At 57.9% G+C, this 21,258-nt stretch carries 19 protein-coding genes; 7 read left to right on the forward strand and 12 right to left on the reverse strand.

Features of this window, described 5'->3' with window-relative positions; genetic code table 11:
- Nucleotides 1–2: 2 nt before the first annotated feature.
- The 7 genes from AC6I8V_RS21350 to AC6I8V_RS21380 all read right to left on the reverse strand — a co-directional run bounded on the left by AC6I8V_RS21350 (nucleotide 3) and on the right by AC6I8V_RS21380 (nucleotide 8,328).
- Nucleotides 3–1,778, reverse strand: coding sequence for an alkaline phosphatase family protein (locus AC6I8V_RS21350; RefSeq protein ID WP_497846474.1), 1,776 nt, complete (start codon nucleotides 1,776–1,778; stop codon nucleotides 3–5).
- Nucleotides 1,779–1,784: 6 nt separating this feature from the next.
- Nucleotides 1,785–2,846, reverse strand: a complete 1,062-nt coding sequence (locus AC6I8V_RS21355; protein WP_497846475.1) for an ABC transporter ATP-binding protein — start codon at nucleotides 2,844–2,846, stop codon at nucleotides 1,785–1,787.
- Between the two features lie 4 nt (nucleotides 2,847–2,850).
- Nucleotides 2,851–3,711 (reverse strand): carbohydrate ABC transporter permease, encoded by an 861-nt coding sequence (locus AC6I8V_RS21360; RefSeq protein WP_497846476.1) that lies wholly within the window; start codon nucleotides 3,709–3,711, stop codon nucleotides 2,851–2,853.
- A complete protein-coding gene (locus AC6I8V_RS21365) occupies nucleotides 3,692–4,597 on the reverse strand; it encodes a carbohydrate ABC transporter permease (RefSeq protein ID WP_497846477.1) in 906 nt (301 codons plus the stop codon). Before AC6I8V_RS21365 ends, AC6I8V_RS21360 begins: the two co-directional genes overlap by 20 nt.
- A 10-nt stretch (nucleotides 4,598–4,607) precedes the next feature.
- A complete protein-coding gene (locus AC6I8V_RS21370; RefSeq protein WP_497846478.1) occupies nucleotides 4,608–5,936 on the reverse strand; it encodes an ABC transporter substrate-binding protein in 1,329 nt (442 codons plus the stop codon).
- 28 nt (nucleotides 5,937–5,964) lie between these two features.
- Entirely contained in the window at nucleotides 5,965–6,894 is a 930-nt protein-coding gene (locus AC6I8V_RS21375) for a TauD/TfdA dioxygenase family protein (protein ID WP_497846479.1), read from the reverse strand.
- Nucleotides 6,895–7,092: 198 nt separating this feature from the next.
- Nucleotides 7,093–8,328 (reverse strand): acyl-CoA dehydrogenase family protein, encoded by a 1,236-nt coding sequence (locus tag AC6I8V_RS21380; protein WP_497846480.1) that lies wholly within the window; start codon nucleotides 8,326–8,328, stop codon nucleotides 7,093–7,095.
- A gap of 449 nt (nucleotides 8,329–8,777) precedes the next feature.
- Here AC6I8V_RS21380 and AC6I8V_RS21385 point away from each other — a divergent pair, with 449 nt between their 5' ends.
- From AC6I8V_RS21385 to AC6I8V_RS21395, 3 genes are all read left to right on the forward strand, one after another.
- Nucleotides 8,778–8,963, forward strand: a complete 186-nt coding sequence (locus tag AC6I8V_RS21385; protein WP_497846481.1) for an ABC transporter substrate-binding protein — start codon at nucleotides 8,778–8,780, stop codon at nucleotides 8,961–8,963.
- Nucleotides 8,963–9,202: a hypothetical protein gene (locus tag AC6I8V_RS21390; RefSeq protein WP_497846482.1), complete on the forward strand. Its 240-nt coding sequence runs from the start codon at nucleotides 8,963–8,965 to the stop codon at nucleotides 9,200–9,202. Before AC6I8V_RS21385 ends, AC6I8V_RS21390 begins: the two co-directional genes overlap by 1 nt.
- Before the next feature lie 72 nt (nucleotides 9,203–9,274).
- A complete protein-coding gene (locus tag AC6I8V_RS21395; RefSeq protein WP_497846586.1) occupies nucleotides 9,275–9,985 on the forward strand; it encodes an LLM class flavin-dependent oxidoreductase in 711 nt (236 codons plus the stop codon).
- A gap of 43 nt (nucleotides 9,986–10,028) precedes the next feature.
- Here the strand turns inward: AC6I8V_RS21395 and AC6I8V_RS21400 are convergent, their stop codons facing one another.
- On the reverse strand, nucleotides 10,029–10,835 hold the full coding sequence (locus AC6I8V_RS21400) for a helix-turn-helix domain-containing protein (RefSeq protein ID WP_497846483.1): 807 nt from the start codon (nucleotides 10,833–10,835) through the stop codon (nucleotides 10,029–10,031).
- A 308-nt stretch (nucleotides 10,836–11,143) separates the two neighbouring features.
- Here AC6I8V_RS21400 and AC6I8V_RS21405 point away from each other — a divergent pair, with 308 nt between their 5' ends.
- The 4 genes from AC6I8V_RS21405 to AC6I8V_RS21420 are packed head-to-tail and all read left to right on the forward strand — an operon-like array spanning nucleotide 11,144 to nucleotide 17,813.
- Nucleotides 11,144–13,306, forward strand: coding sequence for a TonB-dependent siderophore receptor (locus AC6I8V_RS21405; protein WP_497846484.1), 2,163 nt, complete (start codon nucleotides 11,144–11,146; stop codon nucleotides 13,304–13,306).
- 18 nt (nucleotides 13,307–13,324) lie between these two features.
- A complete protein-coding gene (locus AC6I8V_RS21410; RefSeq protein ID WP_497846485.1) occupies nucleotides 13,325–14,218 on the forward strand; it encodes an ABC transporter substrate-binding protein in 894 nt (297 codons plus the stop codon).
- A complete protein-coding gene (gene fhuB, locus AC6I8V_RS21415) occupies nucleotides 14,215–16,194 on the forward strand; it encodes a Fe(3+)-hydroxamate ABC transporter permease FhuB (RefSeq protein WP_497846486.1) in 1,980 nt (659 codons plus the stop codon). The genes AC6I8V_RS21410 and fhuB overlap by 4 nt, the downstream gene beginning before the upstream one ends.
- A gap of 26 nt (nucleotides 16,195–16,220) precedes the next feature.
- Nucleotides 16,221–17,813: a cyclic peptide export ABC transporter gene (locus AC6I8V_RS21420; protein WP_497846487.1), complete on the forward strand. Its 1,593-nt coding sequence runs from the start codon at nucleotides 16,221–16,223 to the stop codon at nucleotides 17,811–17,813.
- Between the two features lie 51 nt (nucleotides 17,814–17,864).
- On the opposite strand, the gene AC6I8V_RS21425 is transcribed toward AC6I8V_RS21420, so the two are convergent.
- From AC6I8V_RS21425 to AC6I8V_RS21440, 4 genes are all read right to left on the reverse strand, one after another.
- Complete coding sequence (locus AC6I8V_RS21425; RefSeq protein ID WP_497846488.1) at nucleotides 17,865–18,080, reverse strand: hypothetical protein; 216 nt, start codon at nucleotides 18,078–18,080, stop codon at nucleotides 17,865–17,867.
- Nucleotides 18,081–18,205: 125 nt separating this feature from the next.
- The gene (locus AC6I8V_RS21430) at nucleotides 18,206–18,916 is read right to left on the reverse strand and encodes an SDR family oxidoreductase (RefSeq protein WP_497846489.1); all 711 of its coding nucleotides are present in this window, start codon (nucleotides 18,914–18,916) and stop codon (nucleotides 18,206–18,208) included.
- A 253-nt stretch (nucleotides 18,917–19,169) separates the two neighbouring features.
- Entirely contained in the window at nucleotides 19,170–19,829 is a 660-nt protein-coding gene (locus AC6I8V_RS21435) for a hypothetical protein (RefSeq protein WP_497846490.1), read from the reverse strand.
- 345 nt (nucleotides 19,830–20,174) lie between these two features.
- Nucleotides 20,175–21,113: an alpha/beta hydrolase gene (locus tag AC6I8V_RS21440; RefSeq protein ID WP_497846491.1), complete on the reverse strand. Its 939-nt coding sequence runs from the start codon at nucleotides 21,111–21,113 to the stop codon at nucleotides 20,175–20,177.
- Nucleotides 21,114–21,258 lie beyond the last annotated feature (145 nt).

The raw sequence follows: 21,258 nt of genomic DNA on the forward strand, positions 1-21,258 counted from the left end.
CCTCAGGATGACGCCAGAAAATCATGCATCACCGTACCATCAAGTTGGGTCGTCGGCAGCGCCAGCAACCGGGCTATCGTGGCGGCCGGGTCGATCATCCGATAAGGCCCAAGCTGCTGGCGGTCGCGATAATACCCTTGGCGGATCCCGGCGCCCCAGGCCAGCAGCACGCCATAATTGGCGCTGTGCGCCGTCTCGGCCGTAGGCTTTTGCGGACCATGATTGGCGCCCGGCGCGCTGACGGCGCACAGCGCCTCGCCATCGCGACTGCGGCCCCAGACAAAACCTGAATTATAGGTGAAGAGGATGTCCCCGGCGTTGTCGCCCCAGTAGCCGATGCTGGCGGCATCCTCCTTGCGCAGCGCCCAGGCGATGGCAGAACGTTCCGCCACGCGCCAGCCTGCCAATGCCTGCAACACCTGCTCGCGCACCGCGTCGAACTGCTCCGGCGCGACTATGCCCTGCGGCTCGCGTCCCGCCAGGTTGACGAAGATCTCCAGCCCGCCACGCTGATCTTTCAGGTACACCTGGCTGCGCGCAGGCAGCGGGATGCCCTGCTGATCCAGCGTCACCAGCCCGTGCTGCGCCAGGTAGCGATTGACGTCGCACATATATTCATTCGGCACGGCACCGTGATCGGAGGCCAGCAGCAGGGTGCACTCCTCATCCATCTGCGCCATGATTTTGCCGATGGAACGATCCAGTACCTGATAGCAGGCGCGCATCATCGCGGCGTAATCCTCGGCCTGTTCCGCACGATAAAACGGCGAGCGCGGATCATACTGCCCGAGGCACAGATGGTGTGATTCATCGACCAGATGATGAACCCCAATCCATAACGCGTAGCCCTGCTGGTGGGTCAGATGCAGTGCGCTGTCTGCCATCCATAACGACTGATGTTCAGCATCCTGCAAGGTGGATTGCCGATACGCTTCTTTTGGCGATGCCTTAACCGCCCACTGGCTGTAAAACGGCCCCAGCTGGCTGATAAGCGTCTCTGCCACGGCGGTGTCCGAGGCAATACGCTGCGGGAGGGTCACTTCGCTCTGAATAATCTCGATCAGCTGCTCCTCAGGCTGGTAAGCCGCCAGCCAGAAGCGGACCTGGCCGCCTTCCGCCGCCGCGCCGAGCGGCAGCCACGCGCTCCATTCATTGAGGGAAAGTTCGACGTAATCATCGGCAAAATGAATTTTCGGCCCGCTGGCGGTGGTGGAGAGCGTCAGCGGCAGCTGGTTGCCAATCACCAGCTGATAATCCGCGTCAGACGGCGTCAGTGGCTGCCACAAACCTTTTTCGTGATAAGCCAGCGGCGAAGAGGGCGGCCATCCCAGCGTCTGCTGCGCGGGCTGGCGGCCCGCACTGCGCTGGGCATAGCGGGTAGTGAATATCGCCGGTGCGGCAAAGGTGAAAGGACAGGGCGCGGCGCTGGCCCAGTAGGGGGCCAGCGTGAAGTGCGGGGCCGGTGCCGCAATGCTTTCGGGAAAGTGAACCAGCGCGGCGCGCAATCCCTGCTGCTCAAGGACTTCCAGCAGATTGCCGGAATGGCGGTAGGGCGCAGGCTGGGATTGACCGAGCCATGAGGTGCCAGGGCTTTGCCCGGATAAAAACGCCACCCAGTTAACGTCACCCCAGGCCGAGATATTGGGCAACAGCTCACCTGCCGCCCCCTGCTCCAGCATCTGCTGGATATGCGGCAGCGCGCCTTCTGCGACAAACTTTTTGATCAACGGCATCATCAGGCCATCGACGCCAAACACAATCACTTTATGACTCATCATCAATCCTTAATTCAGGCGTAAGCCGCTATCGGCATCGAACAGGTGAGCGTGGCGGGCATCGGGCAGCAGTTGCAGGGTTTCGCCGGGACGGGCATCAATCCGCTGATGGAACAGGGCAGTCGCTTTTTGCGCACCGATATTCAGCATGATTTGCGTTTCAGAACCGGTCGGCTCCAGCACGTTAACCCGCGCGGGCAGGCTGGCGTCCGGCTGCAATAAAAAGTGCTGCGGACGGATGCCGTACAGCACCCGCTGGCCGCCGCTCCAGCGATGCGTGGCAGGCAGCGGCAAACGCACGCCATCGTCGGTGATCACCGCGCCCTGCTGATCGAGACGTCCGGCAAACAGGTTCATCGATGGCGAACCGATAAAGCTGGCGACAAAAGCGTTAGCCGGGCGATCGTAGAGTTCCAGCGGCGTGCCGACCTGCTCAATCCGGCCATCGCGCAGCACCACAATGCGGTCGGCCATGGTCATCGCTTCCACCTGATCGTGGGTCACGTAAATCATGGTGGTGTTGAGGCGCTGATGCAGCGCCTTGATTTCGGTGCGCAGCTCGACGCGTAATTTGGCGTCGAGGTTGGAGAGCGGTTCATCAAACAGAAACAGGCGCGGATGACGCAGGATGGCGCGTCCCATCGCCACGCGCTGACGCTGGCCGCCGGAGAGTTGCGCGGGCCGGCGCGCCAGCAGGGGCGTCAGGCCGAGCGTGACCGCTACCTGCTCCACCTGCGTCTGGATCGCCGCTTTGCTCTGGCCCTGCATCTTCAGGGAAAAACCGAGGTTTTCCGCCACGGTCATATGGGGGTAGAGCGCGTAATTCTGGAACACCATCGCCATATTGCGCTCCTGCGGCGGCAGGTCATTGATCACCTCACCGTCCAGCACCAGTTCGCCGCCGGAGACGCTCTCCAGCCCGGCGATCATCCGCAGCAGCGTGGATTTACCGCAGCCGGAAGGCCCCACCAGCGCCACAAACTCACCGTGATGGATATCGAGATCGATGCCGCGAATGATGTCGTGCTGTTCAAAACGTTTATGCAGATTATTCAGTGTCAGCGTAGCCATAGTTTTAGTCCTTCAGTCCGCCCGCAGTCAGCCCATGTACCAGATAACGCCGTACCAGCAAGGTAAAGGCCACCACCGGCAGCATCACCAGGGTGCCGCTGGCGGCGATTTTGCTCCATTCCCATCCCTCGTATTGCAGGAAGTTAACGATGGCGACCGGAGCGGTGATGGCGTTGGTGCGGGTCAGAATCAACGCGTAAAAAAAGTCATTCCACGAAAAGATGAAACACAGGATGGCGGTGGCGGCCAGCCCCGGTTTAACCAGCGGCAGCGAGATACACCAGAAGCTGCGCCACAGCGAACAACCGTCCAGCCACGCCGCTTCTTCCAGCGCCACCGGCACCGCCGCAAAAAAGGTCTGCATTAACCAGATGACGATGGCGAGGTTAAAGGTGAGGTAGACAATCGCGAGGCCGATGATGGTGTCCTGCAAGCCGAGCCAGCGCCAGGCCAGGAAAAAGGGGATAGTAAAGGCAATCGGCGGTGCCATGCGGGTGACCAGAATCCATAGCGCCACCTGTTGACGGAAGCGGAAGCGCCAGCGGGTTAGCACCCAGGCTGCCGGCACGCCGAGCAGCAGGGAAAAGACCGTCGAAAGCAGGCTGACCCACAGGCTGTTGCTGAAGGAGTCGAGAAAATTACCGGCAATCAGCGAGCGGAAGGCGTCGAGAGTGGGGGTGAACCACAGCGTAAGATCAAACACCTCCATCGAAGGACGGAAGGCCATGATCACCATCCATAAAAAGGGCGACAGCAGCAACAGCATCACCAGCAAGGCGCTGCTCTCGCGTCCGCCTTTGAGACGCCAGCGGCGGCGCGTGACGGTGCGTGTCTCTATCCGGCTTTCAGTGTGCTGCACTGTCATGATTCCACCCCGCGCGGCCAATCAGCCAGCTTAAAATAAACACCCCGACGAGGATCACCACCGCAATCGCGCTGCCGTATCCCCAGTAAGAAAAGTTGAAGGCCTGAATAAAGCCGTAATAGTTGGTGACCTCGGTAATCGAACCTGGCCCGCCATCGGTAAGCACGTAAATCAGCGGGAAGGCTTTGAAGCTGTCGATCAGGCGAAACAACATGCACACCGCCAGCACCGGTTTGAGATGCGGCAACACGATATAGCGGAAAATATTGAAACGATTGGCGCCATCCAGGCGCGCCGCCTCCTGTGGCTCATTGGGGATCATCTGCAACGCCGCCAGCACCATCAGCATGGTGAAGGGAAACCATTGCCAGACGTCAGCAACGGCCAGCGCCCACAGCGCGGTGTGCGGGTTGGCGATCAGCGAATCCAGCGGATAACCCGCCCGATCCAGCAGCTGATGCAGCGGGCTGATATCCGGGGTGTAGATGATTTTCCAGATCAGCGCGACGATGATCGGTGGCAGCACCATCGGGATCAGCAACAGGGTGCGTGCCGTGTTGAGGATACGCGAGGTGCCGTTCAGCAGCAGCGCCAGCAGCAGACCGATGGCGACCTGAAAAAACACGCTCACCAGCGACAGCTTGAGCTGAGTGACGATGGAGTTGAGAAAACGATCGTCATGCAGCAACTGCTGATAGTTGATCAGCGGATGGCGGAAGGTGAAGGTGGCCTGCGGGTTGGTCAGGCTGAAGGGGGTAAAGCTGGTCACCACCAGCGCCAGCGCCGGGATCAGCGTCAGCAACGTCAGCACCAGCAGCGACGGAGCCAGCCCGATCAGCCCGGCATTACGCTGGCGCACGCGCCAGCTTACGGTTGAATGAGACATGATAACCCCGTCAGATCTTCAGCCCGGAGCGGCGCAAATCCGCCACGGCCCCGGCCTGCGCCTGGCCCATCGCCTGTTTGGCCGACAGCTGGCCCGAGGCGATAAGCGCGATGGCTTTGTTGATTTGCTGATCGACCTGCGGATAAACATCGACGGTACGGTAGGCCATATAACCGCCTTTGCCTGCGCGCTCAATGGCGTCAATTGACAGCTGCGCCAGGTCGATGCCGTTAATCTGCTGCCTGGCGCGGAACACGCTGGAATCGATATCGCTGCGTCGGGTGGGCGAACCATACCCGGCCTGAATGGCGCGCGCGCTGTTCTGCTTCGATAGCGCCCACTGGATAAAGGCCCAGGCCGCTTCTTTATTCTTCGACCCCACCGGGATCCCCAGCGCGTGCACCGCCATACCAGGGAAACGGCCCGCCGGACCTTGCACCATCTGGCCAAAATGCGCGGTCTGCACGATGCGGGACGTCTGCGCATCGCCCAGCTGCGCCAGATAGGTCTGGCTTGAGTCGGTAAAGTTAACGCGGCCCTGTTTCAGCGCCTGGAGGGATTGATCGGCGCTGTAGGTAATACCGCCATTCGGACCAAACTCCCGAATCAGATTGGCAAAGAAATCCGCCGCCGCTATCGCTTCCGGCGTGTCGAGGGTGGGGAACAGATCGTCGGGTGCCTTGCGGAACACGTTGCCGCCAAAGGCCTGAAGATAAGGGATAAAGGTCCAGCCGTAGTGGTTGTCGGTGATATAGCCCGCCACCCGTTCTTTCTTATTCACCGCGCGCAGCACCTTCAGCAAATCATCGGTGGTGTCGGGGAAGGTCAGTCCCGCCTGCTGAATCAGATCGTAGCGCGCGGCACCCGCCAGCATTCCCTCCACCACATAAGGAACGCCGTAGAGTTTACCGTCACGGCCGGTTTCCGCCTGTAGGGTGGCCGGGAGAAAATCCTGCACGTTCCAGTCGGCAGCGGTGAGATTCGGATCGCGGATATAGCCGTCAAGCGGCGCCAGCCAGCCCGCATTGATCCAGCGGCTGGTGTAGATAAAGGTGACGTTGACCACGTCGTAGGCGGAGCCTTTGGTGGACAGCTCGAGGTCGGCGCGCTGGTTATAGACCGGAAACGAAGGGGTATCGAGATTCACCCGTGCGCCAGTCAGCGCTTCGAACTCCGGCAGCCATTGACGCACCAGCGTCGGCCAGGCGGCGCTGAAAGTGGAGACATTCAGCGTTACGCCTTCGTATTTGCGCGCACCGCTTGCTGCTCGCGCCAGGCCAGGGATCATGTTCCAGGCCCCTAACGCGGCCATTGCCTTAATAAGGTCACGACGTTCCATTCACGGCTTCCTTTTTATCGTTGTAAGTTCAGGCAACCTGCACGTCGGCCTGGTCAGGGTGGGACAGGCTTTTACTCAGGCTGCCATCAACGCCCTGCGCGATATCGCCTTCGACGGTGACGCGGCGCACCACGCGTGGCTGCGTGCCATAGTCGTTGACCGCGTAATGCTGGGTGCTGCGGTTATCCCAGATCACCACATCATCCTGCTGCCACTGCCAGCGCACGGTGTTTTCCAGCCGGGTGGCGCGGTTTTGCAGCAGTTCAAAAATGCGCGCCGACTCGCGCTGGCTGAAGCCCACCAGGCGTTTGAAGAAGTGGCCGAGCAGCAGGGCTTTCTCGCCGCTGACCGGATGGACATGCACCACCGGATGTTCCGCTTCCCATACCGAGGAAACGAAGACGTTCTGATGATGGTTCAGACGGCTGGCATCGGTGACCACCCGTTCGGCGCCGTAGTCGTAATCATTGCTGTGTACCGCGCGCAGCGATTCGGCAAAGCGCTGCAACGCCTCCGGCAGCTGTTGATACGCGAGGGCGGTATTGGCCCACACGGTGTCGCCGCCAAAGGCGGGAATGGTGACACCACGCAGAATCGAGATTTTGGGGAACGCGGGGACGAAGGTGACATCGGTGTGCCACGAATCCGCCCGGCCACCGCCTTTCGACCCATCCAGCTCAAACAATTTGGTGCCTTCCGGGGCGGGAACCGTGGGATGCGCCACGATGCGGCCAAAGCGCGCACCCAACGCCTGATGGCTTTGGTCAGTCAGATGGCCCTGCTGACGAAAGAATAAAACTTTATATTTCACCAGCGCGCTTTCGATCTGGGCAAATAACGCCGGATCGATATCGGCCGACAACGTCACATTGGTAATTTCAGCGCCAATATTTCCGGCAACCTGACGGATATCGAGTAAGGGGAAATCAGCGGAAGCAAGACGGGCATACGCGGTCATGATTGTTTTCCTTTGTATTTATCAGAGGAGTCATCATAGGAATGAACGCGAATGGATTAAAAGAATATGTGGCAATATAAATATTACCACCCTTGTTGTAAGGTTAGGCGAATTTCGCAATTGCTTTATTGATATATGAAAATAACGCAAATGGCGCAGCAGCAGGAAATAGCGGCGCGCCTTTGCCATTATTGATCATTAGTTTTGGCGACTGGCGGCAATATCGGCGATGCCGATACGCCATTGCGCAGGCGGCAACGTACCGTTAACGGCAAAATCGCCAACGATACGATCTTTATAAATACGCGGATTATGCGAAGCAAGGGTGCGCACATTACGCCAGAAACGGTCCAGCGCCAGCGGCTTCAGGGTGGCCGAGGCGCCCAGCGCGTCAAACAGCGTGCTGCTGGCGTTTAACAGCAGATCGGTCACCACATTTAACGCCTGCGACACCTCCAGCTCGGCGATGGCGACAGCCTGCTGCTCCTTATCCTGCTGCCGGGCCGCGAACGCACGTTGCAGCGCGGCGGCACTGTGCAGCACGATTGCGCCGCTGCTGTAGGCGGCACCGCGCAACCGTCCCACTACCTGCAAAATTTGCGCATCCTGCGCCGCGCGCGGGGCGTTGCCGTTGCTGTAGGTGCGGGTGCGTGAGGCAACCAGGCTGGCGACTTCGCTGCTCTGCGCGCGGCCAATGCCCGCGATGGTCGCCAGATGAATCAGCTGGAAGAACGCCGGGGCGTACAGGAACACGTTCTCCTCGTTGATTTCATCATCATTGATAATCACGTTGTCAAAAACCGCCGTACCGCTGGCCGTCAGCGTCTGGCCGAAGCCATTCCAGTCATCCAGCACCGACACGCCGGGCGCATTACGTGACACCGTCACCGCTTGCATATTGCCGTTTTCATCGCTGATGCCGATATCGATCCAGTCCGAATAGAGCGAGCCGGTGGTGTAGAATTTTTTGCCATTCAGCCGCCACTGGTTGCCGCTGCGTTGTATCTGAGTCGAGAACGCCGCCTGGCGCGCATCGCCGGTCTCGCTCCACGCCGGGCCAACCAGCTCGCCGCGACCAAGACGCGGCAGCCATGCGGCGCGAAACGCCGCGTTGTGGCTGTTCAGCACCTTTTCCACAAAGCCCAGATGGCCGCGAATCGACTGCACCAGGTTGGAGTCGGCCTCGCCGAGTTCAATCAGCAAATTGAACAGCTCAGGGAGGGTGACGCCGCTGCCGCCGTAGGCTTCCGGCACGCGCAGCGCGGTAAAACCGCTGCTTTTCAGCCATTCAATTTGTTCAAAAGGCAGCTGACGATGTAATTCACGCTCAATCGCTCCCGCGCGAATTTTGCCAAACAGCGGGCGAAAGCGTTCGGCAAGCTGCTGATATTTTTCTGAAGGACCCGTCCCCCAGCCTGAATCAATTTGCGACATCGTGCGCTCCTGAAAAAATGAATAACACCAGCCTGAAACTATGCCATTGGATAACTGGCGGATTTAATGCTTTTTAAAACTAAGCATTTTCGCGGGGTGGTTAACTTTGTTGATTAGCGCGCTAACTAATTTTGATCTATCTACTGCCGTTATTGTTATTTGCCCGCATTTCATTGTGTGTTTTAGTTAGTGGATATTTTAAAAATTCATTTCTGTTTTGTTGCCAAATATCTTTCCGGCGGCTTCAGTCGCAGCGCCGGAATAATTTGCGTATTTGACCCTTATTAAGGGAAACCCAATCCGTTATGAGCCGTTTACGCATTACGAGGATATGCACGCCCCTGCTGGGCTATCTGGCACTACAAAGCGCGGTGGCCTTTGCGGCGCAACCGCGTGACACCATCGTGTATCTGCATGAACAGTAACCGCCGTGCCTGTGGGGCGGCTGGGTGCAGCAGGCGTATCTGTCACGCCAGGTTTTTGATTATCTGGTCAGTTACGATAACGGCCAGATACGGCCGTGGCTGGCAACCCGCTGGTCCGAATCTGCCGACCGTAAAACCATCACCTTTTATCTGCGAAAAGACGTGAAATTCACCGATGCAGAAGTTCGCCGTCTTGCAGCATTGGTTTGATGATCAGGCGATTACCGTCGGCGGCTACTCTGCATTACTTCTGGCGGTTGTTGCAGGGCGATCTCGGCTTCTCCTTTGAGCTGCAGCGTCCGGTGGCGCACATCATTGCCGAGCAACTGATCCCCACCTTTACCCTGGCGATTGCCGTGCTGCTGCTGCTGGCGTGGTTGATCGCCATTCCCTATACGCAACAACTGCTCGCCTCGCTGCCGCAGTTACAAACTGCGGATGTCGCTTAATCATTGAAAACGGAGTGAAGATAGCTCGTGAACTGATTTATAACGGCTTTTTGCACCTGCCCCCTAATCACCATCGCTTTCCAGGCGGGAAATCCGGACGCCGGACGGCGATTCGCGGCGCGTAACGCCGAGGTGACTTTTCTGCCGTCTCAGACGCCCGCGACGGCGCAAAAAGATATCGCGATTTTAAATCAGGACGTCATCGACTTTGGCCGCCAGCCCGCCGATTTGAAGAAGCTGGTGATGCTGGCGACGGTGATTGGCTCCCCCGAGGAAGAGGCGAAACGTAAGCAGCAATATCTGTTCGATAATATCGATATCAATGCATTACAGGGCTTCTACAGCGGTGGCTCCGGCATCGATCTTTCCAGTATCGATCCCGACACGCCGCTGACCGAGCTGAGCCGTCAGGAGCAGTTCAGCCAGCATATGCGTTCCAAATTCCGTATCGCTGTCGATGCCGATTATGGTCAGGGAAGGGTGCTGACGTGGCGCGAGTATCTGCTGCAACACGCGCTGCTGCCCGACCGCTTTGCTGGTACGCCGGAGCAGATTGCCGACAAAGTGCAGCAGTTCGCGGACGCGGGCGTTGATGGCTTTAATGTGGTGCCCGTCACCACGCTGGGCTGGTGGGATGAGTGGGTGGAGCATGTGGTACCGGTGTTGCAGAAGCGGGGGCTGGCGCAGAAGGCCTACCAGCCCGGCACGCTGCGTGAAAAGATATTTGGCGGCAGCAGCCAGCTGCTTGACGCCCATCTGCAGCGCAAGCTGTCGCTGGGGTAAAACGGTCGGGTGCGCATCCGGTATACGCCTTAGCCGCCGGGCGCTATCCCTGCAAAGTAAAATAGCGCTGCGGCGTGCGTCCCATTGCCTTTCTGAACATCGATATAAAGGCGCTGCCGTTAAAATAGCCCAGCTGGCTGGCAATCTCTTCCACGGAAGTCCCCTGCGACAGCAGATTGAGCGACACCATGATCTTCAGCTGCTGCCGCCATTGGGCAAACGTCAGGCCGGTCTCCTGACGAAATAGCCGTGACAGGGTGCGGGGCGTCGCGCCCACCAGCCCGCTGAGCGCTTCCAGCGTGTCGTTATTGCCAGGCTGCTGCATCAACATTCCGGTCAGGGAAAGCAGCCGACGTTCACGGACGGTGGGCAGGATGCAGACCTCCGCGCGGGCCGCCTGGCTTAACTCATTGAACAGCAGAGGCAGAATCAGCGTATCGCGTTGCGGGTTTTGCGCTTGCTGGCCCAGCTCCGTCATCAGATGATGCACCAGCCCGCTAATCAATAATGGGCAGGGGGCTTTTACGCATCGTTTCTCGCCGTTATCCGACAGGTATAAATGATGCGCCCGCGTGCCGGCCTGCGCATGGGTTTGATGAGGCACCCCTGAGGGGATCCACAACGCGCGATACGGCGGAAGCGTCCAGATGGCTTCTGCGGTATGCAGGGTGATGACCCCCTGGCTACAATAGGTGAGCTGCACCGTTGCGTGAGAATGCCAGACCTGCGATTGCTGATGCTCGAAATAGTAGGAGGCGGATGACGGCGCGGGCGCTGCGCCCAACATCTCCGCAGCGAGTGTCGGGACCTGAGGTTGTACGTTTTTCAGCTGCTCTCTCTCCGTCTGCATTTCCCCACCCATTTTGTCACATCTTTTGCCGTGAAAATTTCACGCTGATTTATCGTTTACGACATCTTTTGTCGCAATTTCAGGGTGAATCAATATCACATATCAATCCAGAAATCCGCCACCTTTAAATAAGAAAATAAATCATTATCATTCGCCTTCTCCTGTTAGGCTTTGCCCGCGACGCATCCGCCACGCTGCATCACCAGCCGTAACATGAGCCCCGATAAGCCTGAGTAAGGCAAATAACAAAACGTTCCTTTTTCCACCGTGAGCATTTAATCAACATTTTGATAAATCAGGAATAATTAATGGGCAAGATGACAGGCATTCGCAGGACTCCTTTCGCACTCAGTGCGCTGGCGTTGTTGCTGATCGCGTCCAGGGCGAATGCGGCCGATCAGGAAATGATCGTCACCGCAACGCCATCCTCAGGAAAAGTGACACCGCAACGTCTTGACGGCGTCGGGGTCGTTTCCACCGATACCACCAGCGCCACCAAGACCGCGACGCCAAAGATTGACGTCCCGCAGTCGGTGTCGAGCGTGACCCGTAAGCAGATGGATTTGCAGGCCGCCCAGACGGCGGCAGAGGCGTTACGCTATACCTCCGGCGTTCTTTCCGAGCTGCGCGGTGATTCGACGGCGGGCGCGGCGTATCTGTTCAGCCGTGGTTTCTATCTTGAACAGTTTATGGATGGCGCGCGAATGCCGAGCGATACCAGCTTCGGCTACGCAATTGCCAACTATGATACCTACGGCTTTAGCAGCATTGAGGTGCTGCATGGTCCGGCGTCAGTGTTGTACGGGCAGGTGAATCCCGGCGGCGTGATGAGTCTGACCAGTAAAAAACCGACTGCCACCCCGGTTCACGAGGTGTTCGTGACCACCGGCAGCCACGACCGTCTGCAAACCGGCTTCGATGTTGGCGGGAAAGCCAATGACGACGGCACCCTGATGTATCGCCTGACTGCCAGCGGCGTTGACAGCAAAACCCAGGTCGATGATACCCGGCAGAAGCACGTCTATGTGGCACCGGCACTGACCTGGCAGCCGAACGACAATACCTCGCTGACGGTGATGGCGAAGTATCAGCGCGATCCTGATGTGGGTTACTACAACTTTGTTCCGGCGGTGGGCAGCGTGCTGCACAACCCGGAGGGCAAGATTTCGCCGCATACCAATCTGGGCGATCCCAATTTTGATCATCACTCGCGCACGCAGTTTTCCGTGGGTTATGAGTTCGAACATCGCCTGAACAGCACCTTCCTGTTGCGGCAAAATCTGCATTACAACGATGTGAAAGATAATCTGGAAAACGTCTTCACCAACGGCTACGTCAGTGGATCTAACCGTGAGCTTAACCGCTACGCCTTCTTTAACCACGAGCGGGCCAAAACCTTCTCGGTGGATAACCAGCTGGAAGCGGAGTTCAATACCGGGGCAATCTCGCATCAGCTGCTGTCGGGTGTAGATTTCCAGCGCACGCTGTATCGCGAAACCGTGGGCTTAGGGGCCGCATCAACGCTGGATGCGTTTTCGCCGCAGTACAGCGATATCGCCATGCCAGCCACCAGCTCCGACGATTTTATCCGCCAGAAGCAGCTGGGCGTGTATACCCAGGATCAAATGCGGTTGGGTAACTGGAGCTACCTGCTGGGGATGCGTGAAGACTGGGCGCACGCTGATGATGTCAATCCGGTGACCGTCTCTTCCACCGAGCAGTCGGCCCGCGCTTTTACCTGGCGCACCGGGTTGGTTTATCAGTTTGATAATGGCATTGCCCCTTATGCCAGCTTCGCGAAATCCTTTAATCCGCAGGTGGGCGAGCTGTATGGTGGCGGCATGGCCAAACCCACCACGGCGAACCAATATGAAGTGGGCGTCAAATATCAGCCCGCGAACTTCAACGGCTTTATCACCACCTCGTGGTTCGATCTGACCGAGAAAAATGTGCTGACCAGCGACCCGGATCATCCAGCTTACAATTCGCAGGCCGGAAAAGTCCGCTCGAAAGGGGTTGAAATTGAAGGGCACGCCAATCTGACCAATAACCTGACGCTGATCACCGCCTACACCTGGCTGGATGCGGTCACCATCGATTCCAATGATAGCGCCACCACGTTGCAGGGCGGATCGACCTCCCTGGCGGGTAAACGACTGTGGGGGATGCCGCGTAATGCCGCCTCCGCCTGGCTGGATTACACCTTCCACAATGGGGTGATGAACGGCTTTGGCATGAATGCGGGGGTGCGTTATATCGGCTCTACGGAGGATGCGTCGAACACCATTCACGTCTCCTCGGCGACGGTGATGGACGCCGGGATTCATTACGATACCGGCAGCCACTGGTTGTTCAGCCTGAATGCCACCAACCTGTTTGACCGACAATATGTCGCCTCCTGTTATAGCGCCTCCACCTGTACCTATGCCGCTGGTGTTGATGTGCTGGCGACGGCGCGCTATCGCTGGTAACCACGGGAGACGGGTGAGATGAGAAGACGCGAGTTTCTGCAATCTGTCGCGCTCCTCTCGCTGATGGGGATGACTCATCGGGGACGGGCGGCTGCGCAGTCGCCTGTGCCTCGTCTGGTGGTGCTGGATTGGGGACTGGTAGAAACGCTGCTGACGATGGGGGTGATCCCGGCGGGCGTGGCAGAGATCGCGGGCTACCACGACAATGTGGTCACGCCGCGCATTCCCGCGCAGGTGCCGGATGTGGGGCTGCGCCTTGCGCCCGATCTGGAGTGGCTGCAACAGCTGGCACCGGATTACATCCTGATCAACTCCAGCCAGGAATCCCAGCGCGCAATGCTGGAGCGCATCGCGCCGGTGCGTGCCTTCGCGATTTACAGCGACACCGGCACCCCCTGGCAACATGCGCTTGCAACCACCAGGGCGCTGGGGGCGCTGTGCCAGCGGCAGGACGCAGCGCAGGCGCTGATTAACGCGGCAGACGAGGCGATGCAGCTGGCCCGGCAGCAGATTGCGCCACTGACGAAGCCCTCTGAAGCGGTGTTGCTCATCCGCTTTTTCGATGCCCGTCATATCGGTATCTATGGGCAGCGCAGTCTGTTCCAGCATGTGCTGGTGGCGATGGGGCTGAGCAACGGCTGGCAGCAGGCAACCGATTACTGGGGCATCAGCGTGGCGGGATTAGATCGCCTCGGGCAAATTCCTGCTGCCCGCATCCTCTATTTCACCCCCTTACCCGCCAGTATGCCGCAGGGGCTGGCGGATAATGCCTTATGGCAGGCGTTGCCTGCGGTGCAGCAGGGGCATAGCGCCGCGCTGCCTGCTTTTTGGGGATTTGGCATGTTGCCTTCCGCAATACGCTTCGCCCGGCAGCTGTCGGCGGTGCTGACGACAGGGAGTCCGTTGCCGTGACAACAATCTGGTCGCGCTGGGCGCTACTGGCGCTGGCTGCGCTGATTATCCTGCTGAGTCTGCATAACCTTAGCGCGCTGCTGCCTCTGTCACATTGGGCCAGGCTGAATCAACCCGGTTTACAGCAATTGATTGTGCTGGATGGCTGGTTTCCCCGTCTGGCGATGAGTCTGCTCTGCGGCGCAGCGCTGGGACTCGCTGGCCTGCTTTTTCAGCAAACGTTGCGCAATCCGCTGGCGGAACCGATGACGCTGGGGGTTGCTGCCGGGGCGCAGCTCTCGCTTTCGTTAGTGACCGTGTTTTTGCCGCACTGGCTGATGGCCGGACCGCAGTGGGTCACGCTGGCCGGAGCGCTGATGGCGGCGGGCCTGGTGCTGGCGCTGTCGGCATCGCGCGGGCTGGAACCTTCCCGAGTCGCGATTGCGGGCATGGTGGTGAGCCTGTTTTGCGGTTCTTTGATCACCGTGCTTCAGCTGCTGTATTCCCCGTATCTGCACAGCCTGTTTATCTGGGGGGCCGGTTCTCTGGTGCAACAAGGCTGGAGCCAGGTACGCGAGCTGAGTGTGCAGCTGCTGTTTGGCTGGGGGCTTGCGCTGCTGTTGCTGCGTCCTTTGCAGCTGCTGGGACTGAGTGATATGCACGCCAGCAGCCTTGGGCTGCGGGCATTGCGTTTCAGGCTGGCTGGCTTCGTGCTGGCGGTGGTGCTGACATCTGCGGTCGTCAGCGCCGTGGGGGTGATTGGTTTTGTCGGCCTTGCTGCACCCGCGGTGGCGCAATTGCTGGGCGCGCGTCGGCTATCGCATAAATTACTGCTGGCGCCGCTGTGTGGTGCGCTGCTGCTCTGGGGCACCGATCAGGCGGTGCAACCTTTTGCGAATGCGCTGGGAGAACTGGTGCCAACCGGCGCCGCGACGGCTTTGCTGGGCGCGCCTTTAATGCTGTGGCTGCTGCTGCGGCTCCGCCGGACGTCGCTACCCGTCACCGTCATCAATACCGTCGCCGGTGGAGAGATCATCCCCGATCATTACATCTGGCGGCGTAGCCTGTACCTATGCGCGATTCTGCTGCTGGCGGGCCTGCTCTCGCTGAGCTTTGGCCGCTCACCCAGCGGATGGGAATTCACGCCCTGGTCACATCTGGCGCGCCTGTTGCCCTGGCGGGCGCCACGGGCGGTTGCCGCCTGCGCAGCCGGGATGATGCTGGCCGCTGCGGGGGTGTTGCTGCAACGTTTAACCGGCAATCGCCTGGCAAGCCCGGAGATGATGGGCGTCAGTGCCGGAGCGGCGTTAGGGATGGTGGCGCTGGTGCTGGTGGCAGGCAATGTGTCGCATGAACTGCGCATCGGCGTCACCACCTTGGGCGCGCTGCTGGCGCTGCTGCTGATTTTGCTGTTCTCGCGTCGCCACCATTTTGCGCCCGAACCGGTGCTGCTGGCGGGCGTAGCCATCAGCGCGTTGTTGCAGGCGCTGGTGGCGGTGGTGATCGCCGCGGGCGATGAGCGGGCCATGATGCTGCTGAGCTGGCTGTCAGGTTCCACCTATTCCATCATGCCGATCGATGCTGCCGTGGCCGCAGGGATGGCGCTGGTGTTAAGTCTGTGCGCCCTGTTTTTCCTCCGCTGGCTAAGCATATTACCGCTCGGCGCAGCCTGTGCCTCTTCAGCCGGGATTGCCACCGGGCAGGCCAGATTACTCACCCTGGCGTTGATTGCGCTGCTGACCGCCTCCGCGACGCTGATCGTCGGGCCGATCTCATTTGTAGGCTTAACTGCGCCCCATATCGCCCGTTTGCTGCACGCGCGGCGGCCGGGCCAGCAGCTGCTCGTCGCCATCCCCTGCGGCGGCATCATGATGGTGGTGGCCGACTGGGCGGGGCGTACTTTACTGGTGCCACGCGAACTTCCCGCCGGACTGGTGGCGACGCTGCTGGGCGCGCCTTATCTGATGTGGCTTTTTACCCGGCGGAAAACGCCCTGAATCTGTTGTAAAACAAGGACCTTTACATGCCTGAATTTATGGCCCTGTTTCGCCTGGTGAAAGGCTGGCTGATGCTGGCCGTGGTCGCCGGGGTGATCAGTGGTTTCAGCAATGCTTTTTTGCTGGCGATGATTAATCACAGTCTGACCCTCGCTGACGTCACCGCCTGGCGTAACGCGGGGTTGCAGTTTGCCGGGCTGGCGGTGTTGATGCTATCAACCCGGCTTATCTCGCAGATGACCTTTATGTTTTTAGGTCAGAAGGTTAAGGCGCGGCTGCGCAGCGATCTGATCCAGCGCATCAGCAGAACGGCCTGGCTGAAGCTGGAGCAGACGGGCATGGCAAAAGCGCTGTCGGTATTCAGCCAGGATCAGGACACGCTGGTGGTGTTCTTTGTCAGCCTGCCGATGTTGATTATCAATGTAGCGATGATCGCAGGTTGTCTGGTGTATCTCGGGGTGCTTTCGCTGACGTTATTCAGCATGGCGCTGGCGGTGATTATTCTCGGCAGCGTCGGTTACCATCTGGTGCAGGGCCGCGCACTGGGACTGCTGCAACGCTCCCGCGCGCGTGAAGATCGTCTGGTGCAGCAGTTCAAAAAATTGTTCGATGGGGGGCGTGAATACCGGATGAACACCACCCGGCAGCGCCAGTTTGTCGATGGGCCGCTGGAGGAGAATATCGAGGCGGTGCGTCAGCAGCGTACCCGGGGCTATATCCTGTACGGTTTGGCGACCAGCTGGGGCAGTGTGCTGTTTTTTGCCTTTATCGGGCTGGTGGTATATGGGCTGCGCGGGCCACTCGGTCTGACCAACCCGGCGATGACCGGCTATACCATGATTTTCCTGTATCTGATTGTTCCGGTCGACGCGGTGCTGTCGGCGTTACCCGCCCTGGCCAGCGCCCGTGTGGCGTTACAGCGGGTGCAGCAATTACAGGGCAGTCTGCCGCCTGAGCTTTCTCGCCAGGCTGGAAGCGCGCCCCCCTTCGAACGACTGGCGTTGCGGGATATTGTCTATCGCTACCATGCTGCCGAGGGCGAGGAATTTACCCTTGGGCCACTCAGCCTGGATTTTGTGCGCGGCGAGCTGGTGTTTCTGGTGGGAGGAAATGGCAGCGGCAAAAGCACGCTGGCCCATGTTCTGACCGGATTGTATCCGGCGGACAGCGGCACCATCCGGCTGAATGATCAGACAATAGCACTGGCGGATCTGGAAAATTATCGCCAGTGTTTCTCCATCGTGTTTAGTGATTTTTTCCTGTTCGATGATGTGGTTTTCCAGAATCCGCGTACGCAGGAAGAGGTGGATAACCTGCTCAGACTGCTCCGGCTGGCGCACAAAGTCAGCTTTCATGACGGGACGTTTTCGACCACGGCTCTATCGCAGGGGCAGCGTAAGCGGCTGGTGTTATTGCAGGCCTGGCTGGAGCAGCGACCTTTTTATATTTTTGATGAATGGGCTGCCGATCAGGACCCTGAATTCCGCCAGATTTTCTATCAGGAAATATTGCCGATGTTGAAAGCTGAGGGTAAGACCATTCTCGCCATCACCCATGATGACCGCTATTTTCATCTGGCCGATCGGGTGATTAAAATTGAGGAAGGGCGGCTGATTTAAGCAGGCAGGGCAAGGCGATGCTCCTTGCCCTGTTGATCGGTCCGTGCGTCGTTATAAATCTTTATTTTCCGGGATGCTGACTTTGGTCAGCTTGATCAGAAAGCGGTCGCCCTCTTTTTTTATTTTTGCCCCTCGCTCACACCAGTAATCGCACAGATTGAAAAATTCATCACTGCTGATATTAAAATCAATGAGCACTTCTTTGTGCTTACCACTCAGTAACTTTTCATTTATGTCATTGATTGATTTTGCTTTTACGATTTTCATCTCAAATCCCCGGTGGAAAATTATCAACTGACAACAGGGCGTTATAGCACATGAATGTGACATGTTGCCGTGCCGTTCTGTTTATCGGATTAACCGTAGCGATAAAACGTCCACAGGGGGCTGATTTACCAGGGAACCGTACGGCCGAGATAGTCGAGATATTCCAGACCCGGACGATCCTGCTTGTTCAGCAGCACGCTGACCAGGCTCGGAATGGTCTCTTCAATGGTCAGGGGCGCATCGGGTCCGCCCAGCGCGGTCTTAATCCATCCTGGCGCCATTACCACCAGGGCGCGCGCGGTCTTCGCCTGACGCGCGGCAAAGCTGCGCATAAACATATTCAGCGCCGCTTTGGTTCCGCGATAAAGCTCGCGCTGGCCGGCGGTGTTATTGGCGATGCTGCCCTGGCCGGATGACATCACGCCGATAAGCCCGTTCGCGGTGACGTATTTTTCCAGAGACTCAATGACCCGCATCGGAGAGAGTGCGTTCGTCAGCATGACATGCATAAACTCTTCAGTTGAGACATCGCCTATGGTCTGTGTCGGGTCGCGGTTAGTGGTACCGGCGTTGACAAATAGCATGTCAAATTGCGTCCCGGACAGCCTGTCATGCAGCGCGCTGATTTGGTCCGGCTGACAGATATCCACGCATTCGATGCCGACCCGCCCCGGATGTTTTGCCGCCAGCTGATGCAGCGCGCTGTCGTGAGTGGTGGTACGCACCGTGCCGGTGACGTTCCAGCCCTGAAGGATAAATTCTTCGGCTATCGCTAAACCCAGACCGCGTGACGCACCGACGATAAGAATGTTTTTTTCGTGAGTTTTGACTGACATTCACTCAACCTCTGTTGTAATGGAGAGTAGTTAATGTAGTCATTCGCGGAGCAAGGCGGAACGCGCGCTGCCTGCATTGATTAAATGCATGGCACGCCTGGTGCCGAGAGGGATGATAGTGAAGGGTACCCGAGGATGATCACCGTCTGCTGTTTCATGGTTGCTTTTCCTGTCACGGCAAAGCAAAAAAGCACGCTTGCCGCAAGACAGGTATCTCACCAAAAACACAAACTAGTTGATATTTAAGGCAGTATTATGGTTTAAGCGTCAGCAATGGGAGCAAAATTTGATTGTTTTGCATCCATTCCGTCGTGAATTCACATCTGGATGAAATTAGCTGCTTTACTGTCGTAAAATCAGACCACAGATTGCGTGAGATGATGGGTTCATGGTGAGCGATGCGATTGCGTAATTTTCTTATAATTTCAAGGTCATCATAGAGCTTTTGCCGTAACTGGCTGTTGCTCAATCCTGAACCAACAGAGTTTGGAAACGCTGTCACAATGTGTTTATTCCAGAGACGAGTATCAAACCTGCTGGTTAACATCTTTTGCCAGAAAACAAACTTCAGCTCAGCTATGACTTTCCCTGTAGTAGGTTGATTTCTTCGCGCATTTACCAAATCTTCTTTTGGTTTGTACCCATGGGCCGGGATAGGCAGGCTTCTTTCAAAGCCAACTGACCAGGGCCACCTGGGTCCATACACCGTTGCAAGCACTTCAGCTATAGCATTTCTAACGACGACCTCACAGACATGAAGCGGAACCAAAAATGCTGATGATACCTGAGCATTCCACATATAAAGGCTCAGCGCTTTCTCAGTCTGTACCAGACCCGGCGCACCACCGACTAAGGCCTCATAAGCCCCGATTCTGGCAACAGAAAGACTATCCTTTATGCTGTTTGACGGCATCGTCAAAGGTCCTTATACTAATATTACTCGCCACGGGACTTGTTAGCAGCAATGCTTCCCCCCGAGGACAATCGATAAAGTCAGACAGAAAGGTTCGCAGAAATGCGGACCTTTTCTGTTTGGCATAAGGCCTGGTTGCTTCTATTTGCCTTTCGGCGGGTAAGAGGCCACCTTTCCGCCGTCCGCTAATGCTTAAGGCAGAAAGCCTCAAGCACCCGCCGCGATGTTACTTTCTGTTTTTCTCTCCATCAATACGCAAACAATTAACACTTCCTCGTATAAATAGGTGTTTTATTGTGTTTTTTGATTAAAAATCAATGCATTGATATTTTTTAAATTATTCATTTACTGTGAGGAGCGTCGCGAGTCTCCTGCTGCCATGCCGCTTTTAAGCCATGCCGCATAATGTTGCGGCCATTCAACCGTGGTTGTGCCTGGACGGCCCATGCCGAAACCATGCCCGCCGCTGGCATAGCGGTACATTTCCACTGGCACCTGCTGCTGCTGACAGGCCGCGTTCATTATCAGCGTATTTTCAGGGTTTGATACCGGATCATCCTTCGCCTGCACCAGGAAAAACGGCGGCGAGTGGGGATTCACGTAACTCTGTACGGACCATGCTGCGTCTTCAGCGGCTGATGCATGGGGACCCACCAGAATCCGATGGGTCGCGGTGTGGGTGTAAGGTTTTTCGAGGGTGATGATGGGATAAATCAACGCGGCGCTGTCTGCACTTGCCGGGTGGCTGTCCAGCGCATCCTGTGGCGCATAGGACGGGAAATCCGGGCGGGTGGCCGCCAGACCCAGCAGATGCCCGCCCGCTGAAAATCCCAGCACGCTGACGTATTTTTCCCTTTGCCTGACGATTCTCAACGCGCGCTGAGCATCCTGTAGCGAAACCCTGTTGCCATCGTGCCACCCTTCGCCCGGCAGGCGGTAACTGAGAACGTAGGCAGTAAAGCCCCTTGCAGCCAGCCATGCCGCGGCGGGCCACGCCTCTTTCCCCATCTCGATTCGCTTGTATCCACCGCCCGCCGCGATCAGCACGCCATGGCTGCCAGGCCGGGAAGGGCTGAGCACCGTGAGCGTCGGCACGGCGATATTACGTTGAGCGCCTGAAGGGGATAACAGCAGATGTCCACCCGGCCCGCCGCCGCCCGGAGGAAGTCCGTTCCAGAGCGGAATAACGGAGCGTGTTACTTCAGAGGAAGCGAAGGAAACTCGCGTAGCTGCCGCGGCAAACGCGCTTGCCGCAATGCCGGTGAGAAAGTGGCGTCGGTTCATGGCAAATTTTCTGTGTCCGGTAAATGTGTCAGGGTTGAGTGGAACGTTAATCGCTGCGCAGCGGGCCAAACAACCCGTCGTCGTCTTTGACTGGCGAGCAGAAAAGGCGTGAGGTGTTGAGTTGCAAAGTTCATCCTCAGTTTTT

The organism is Pantoea sp. X-Soil-TKNS-1207 (genome assembly GCF_059730485.1).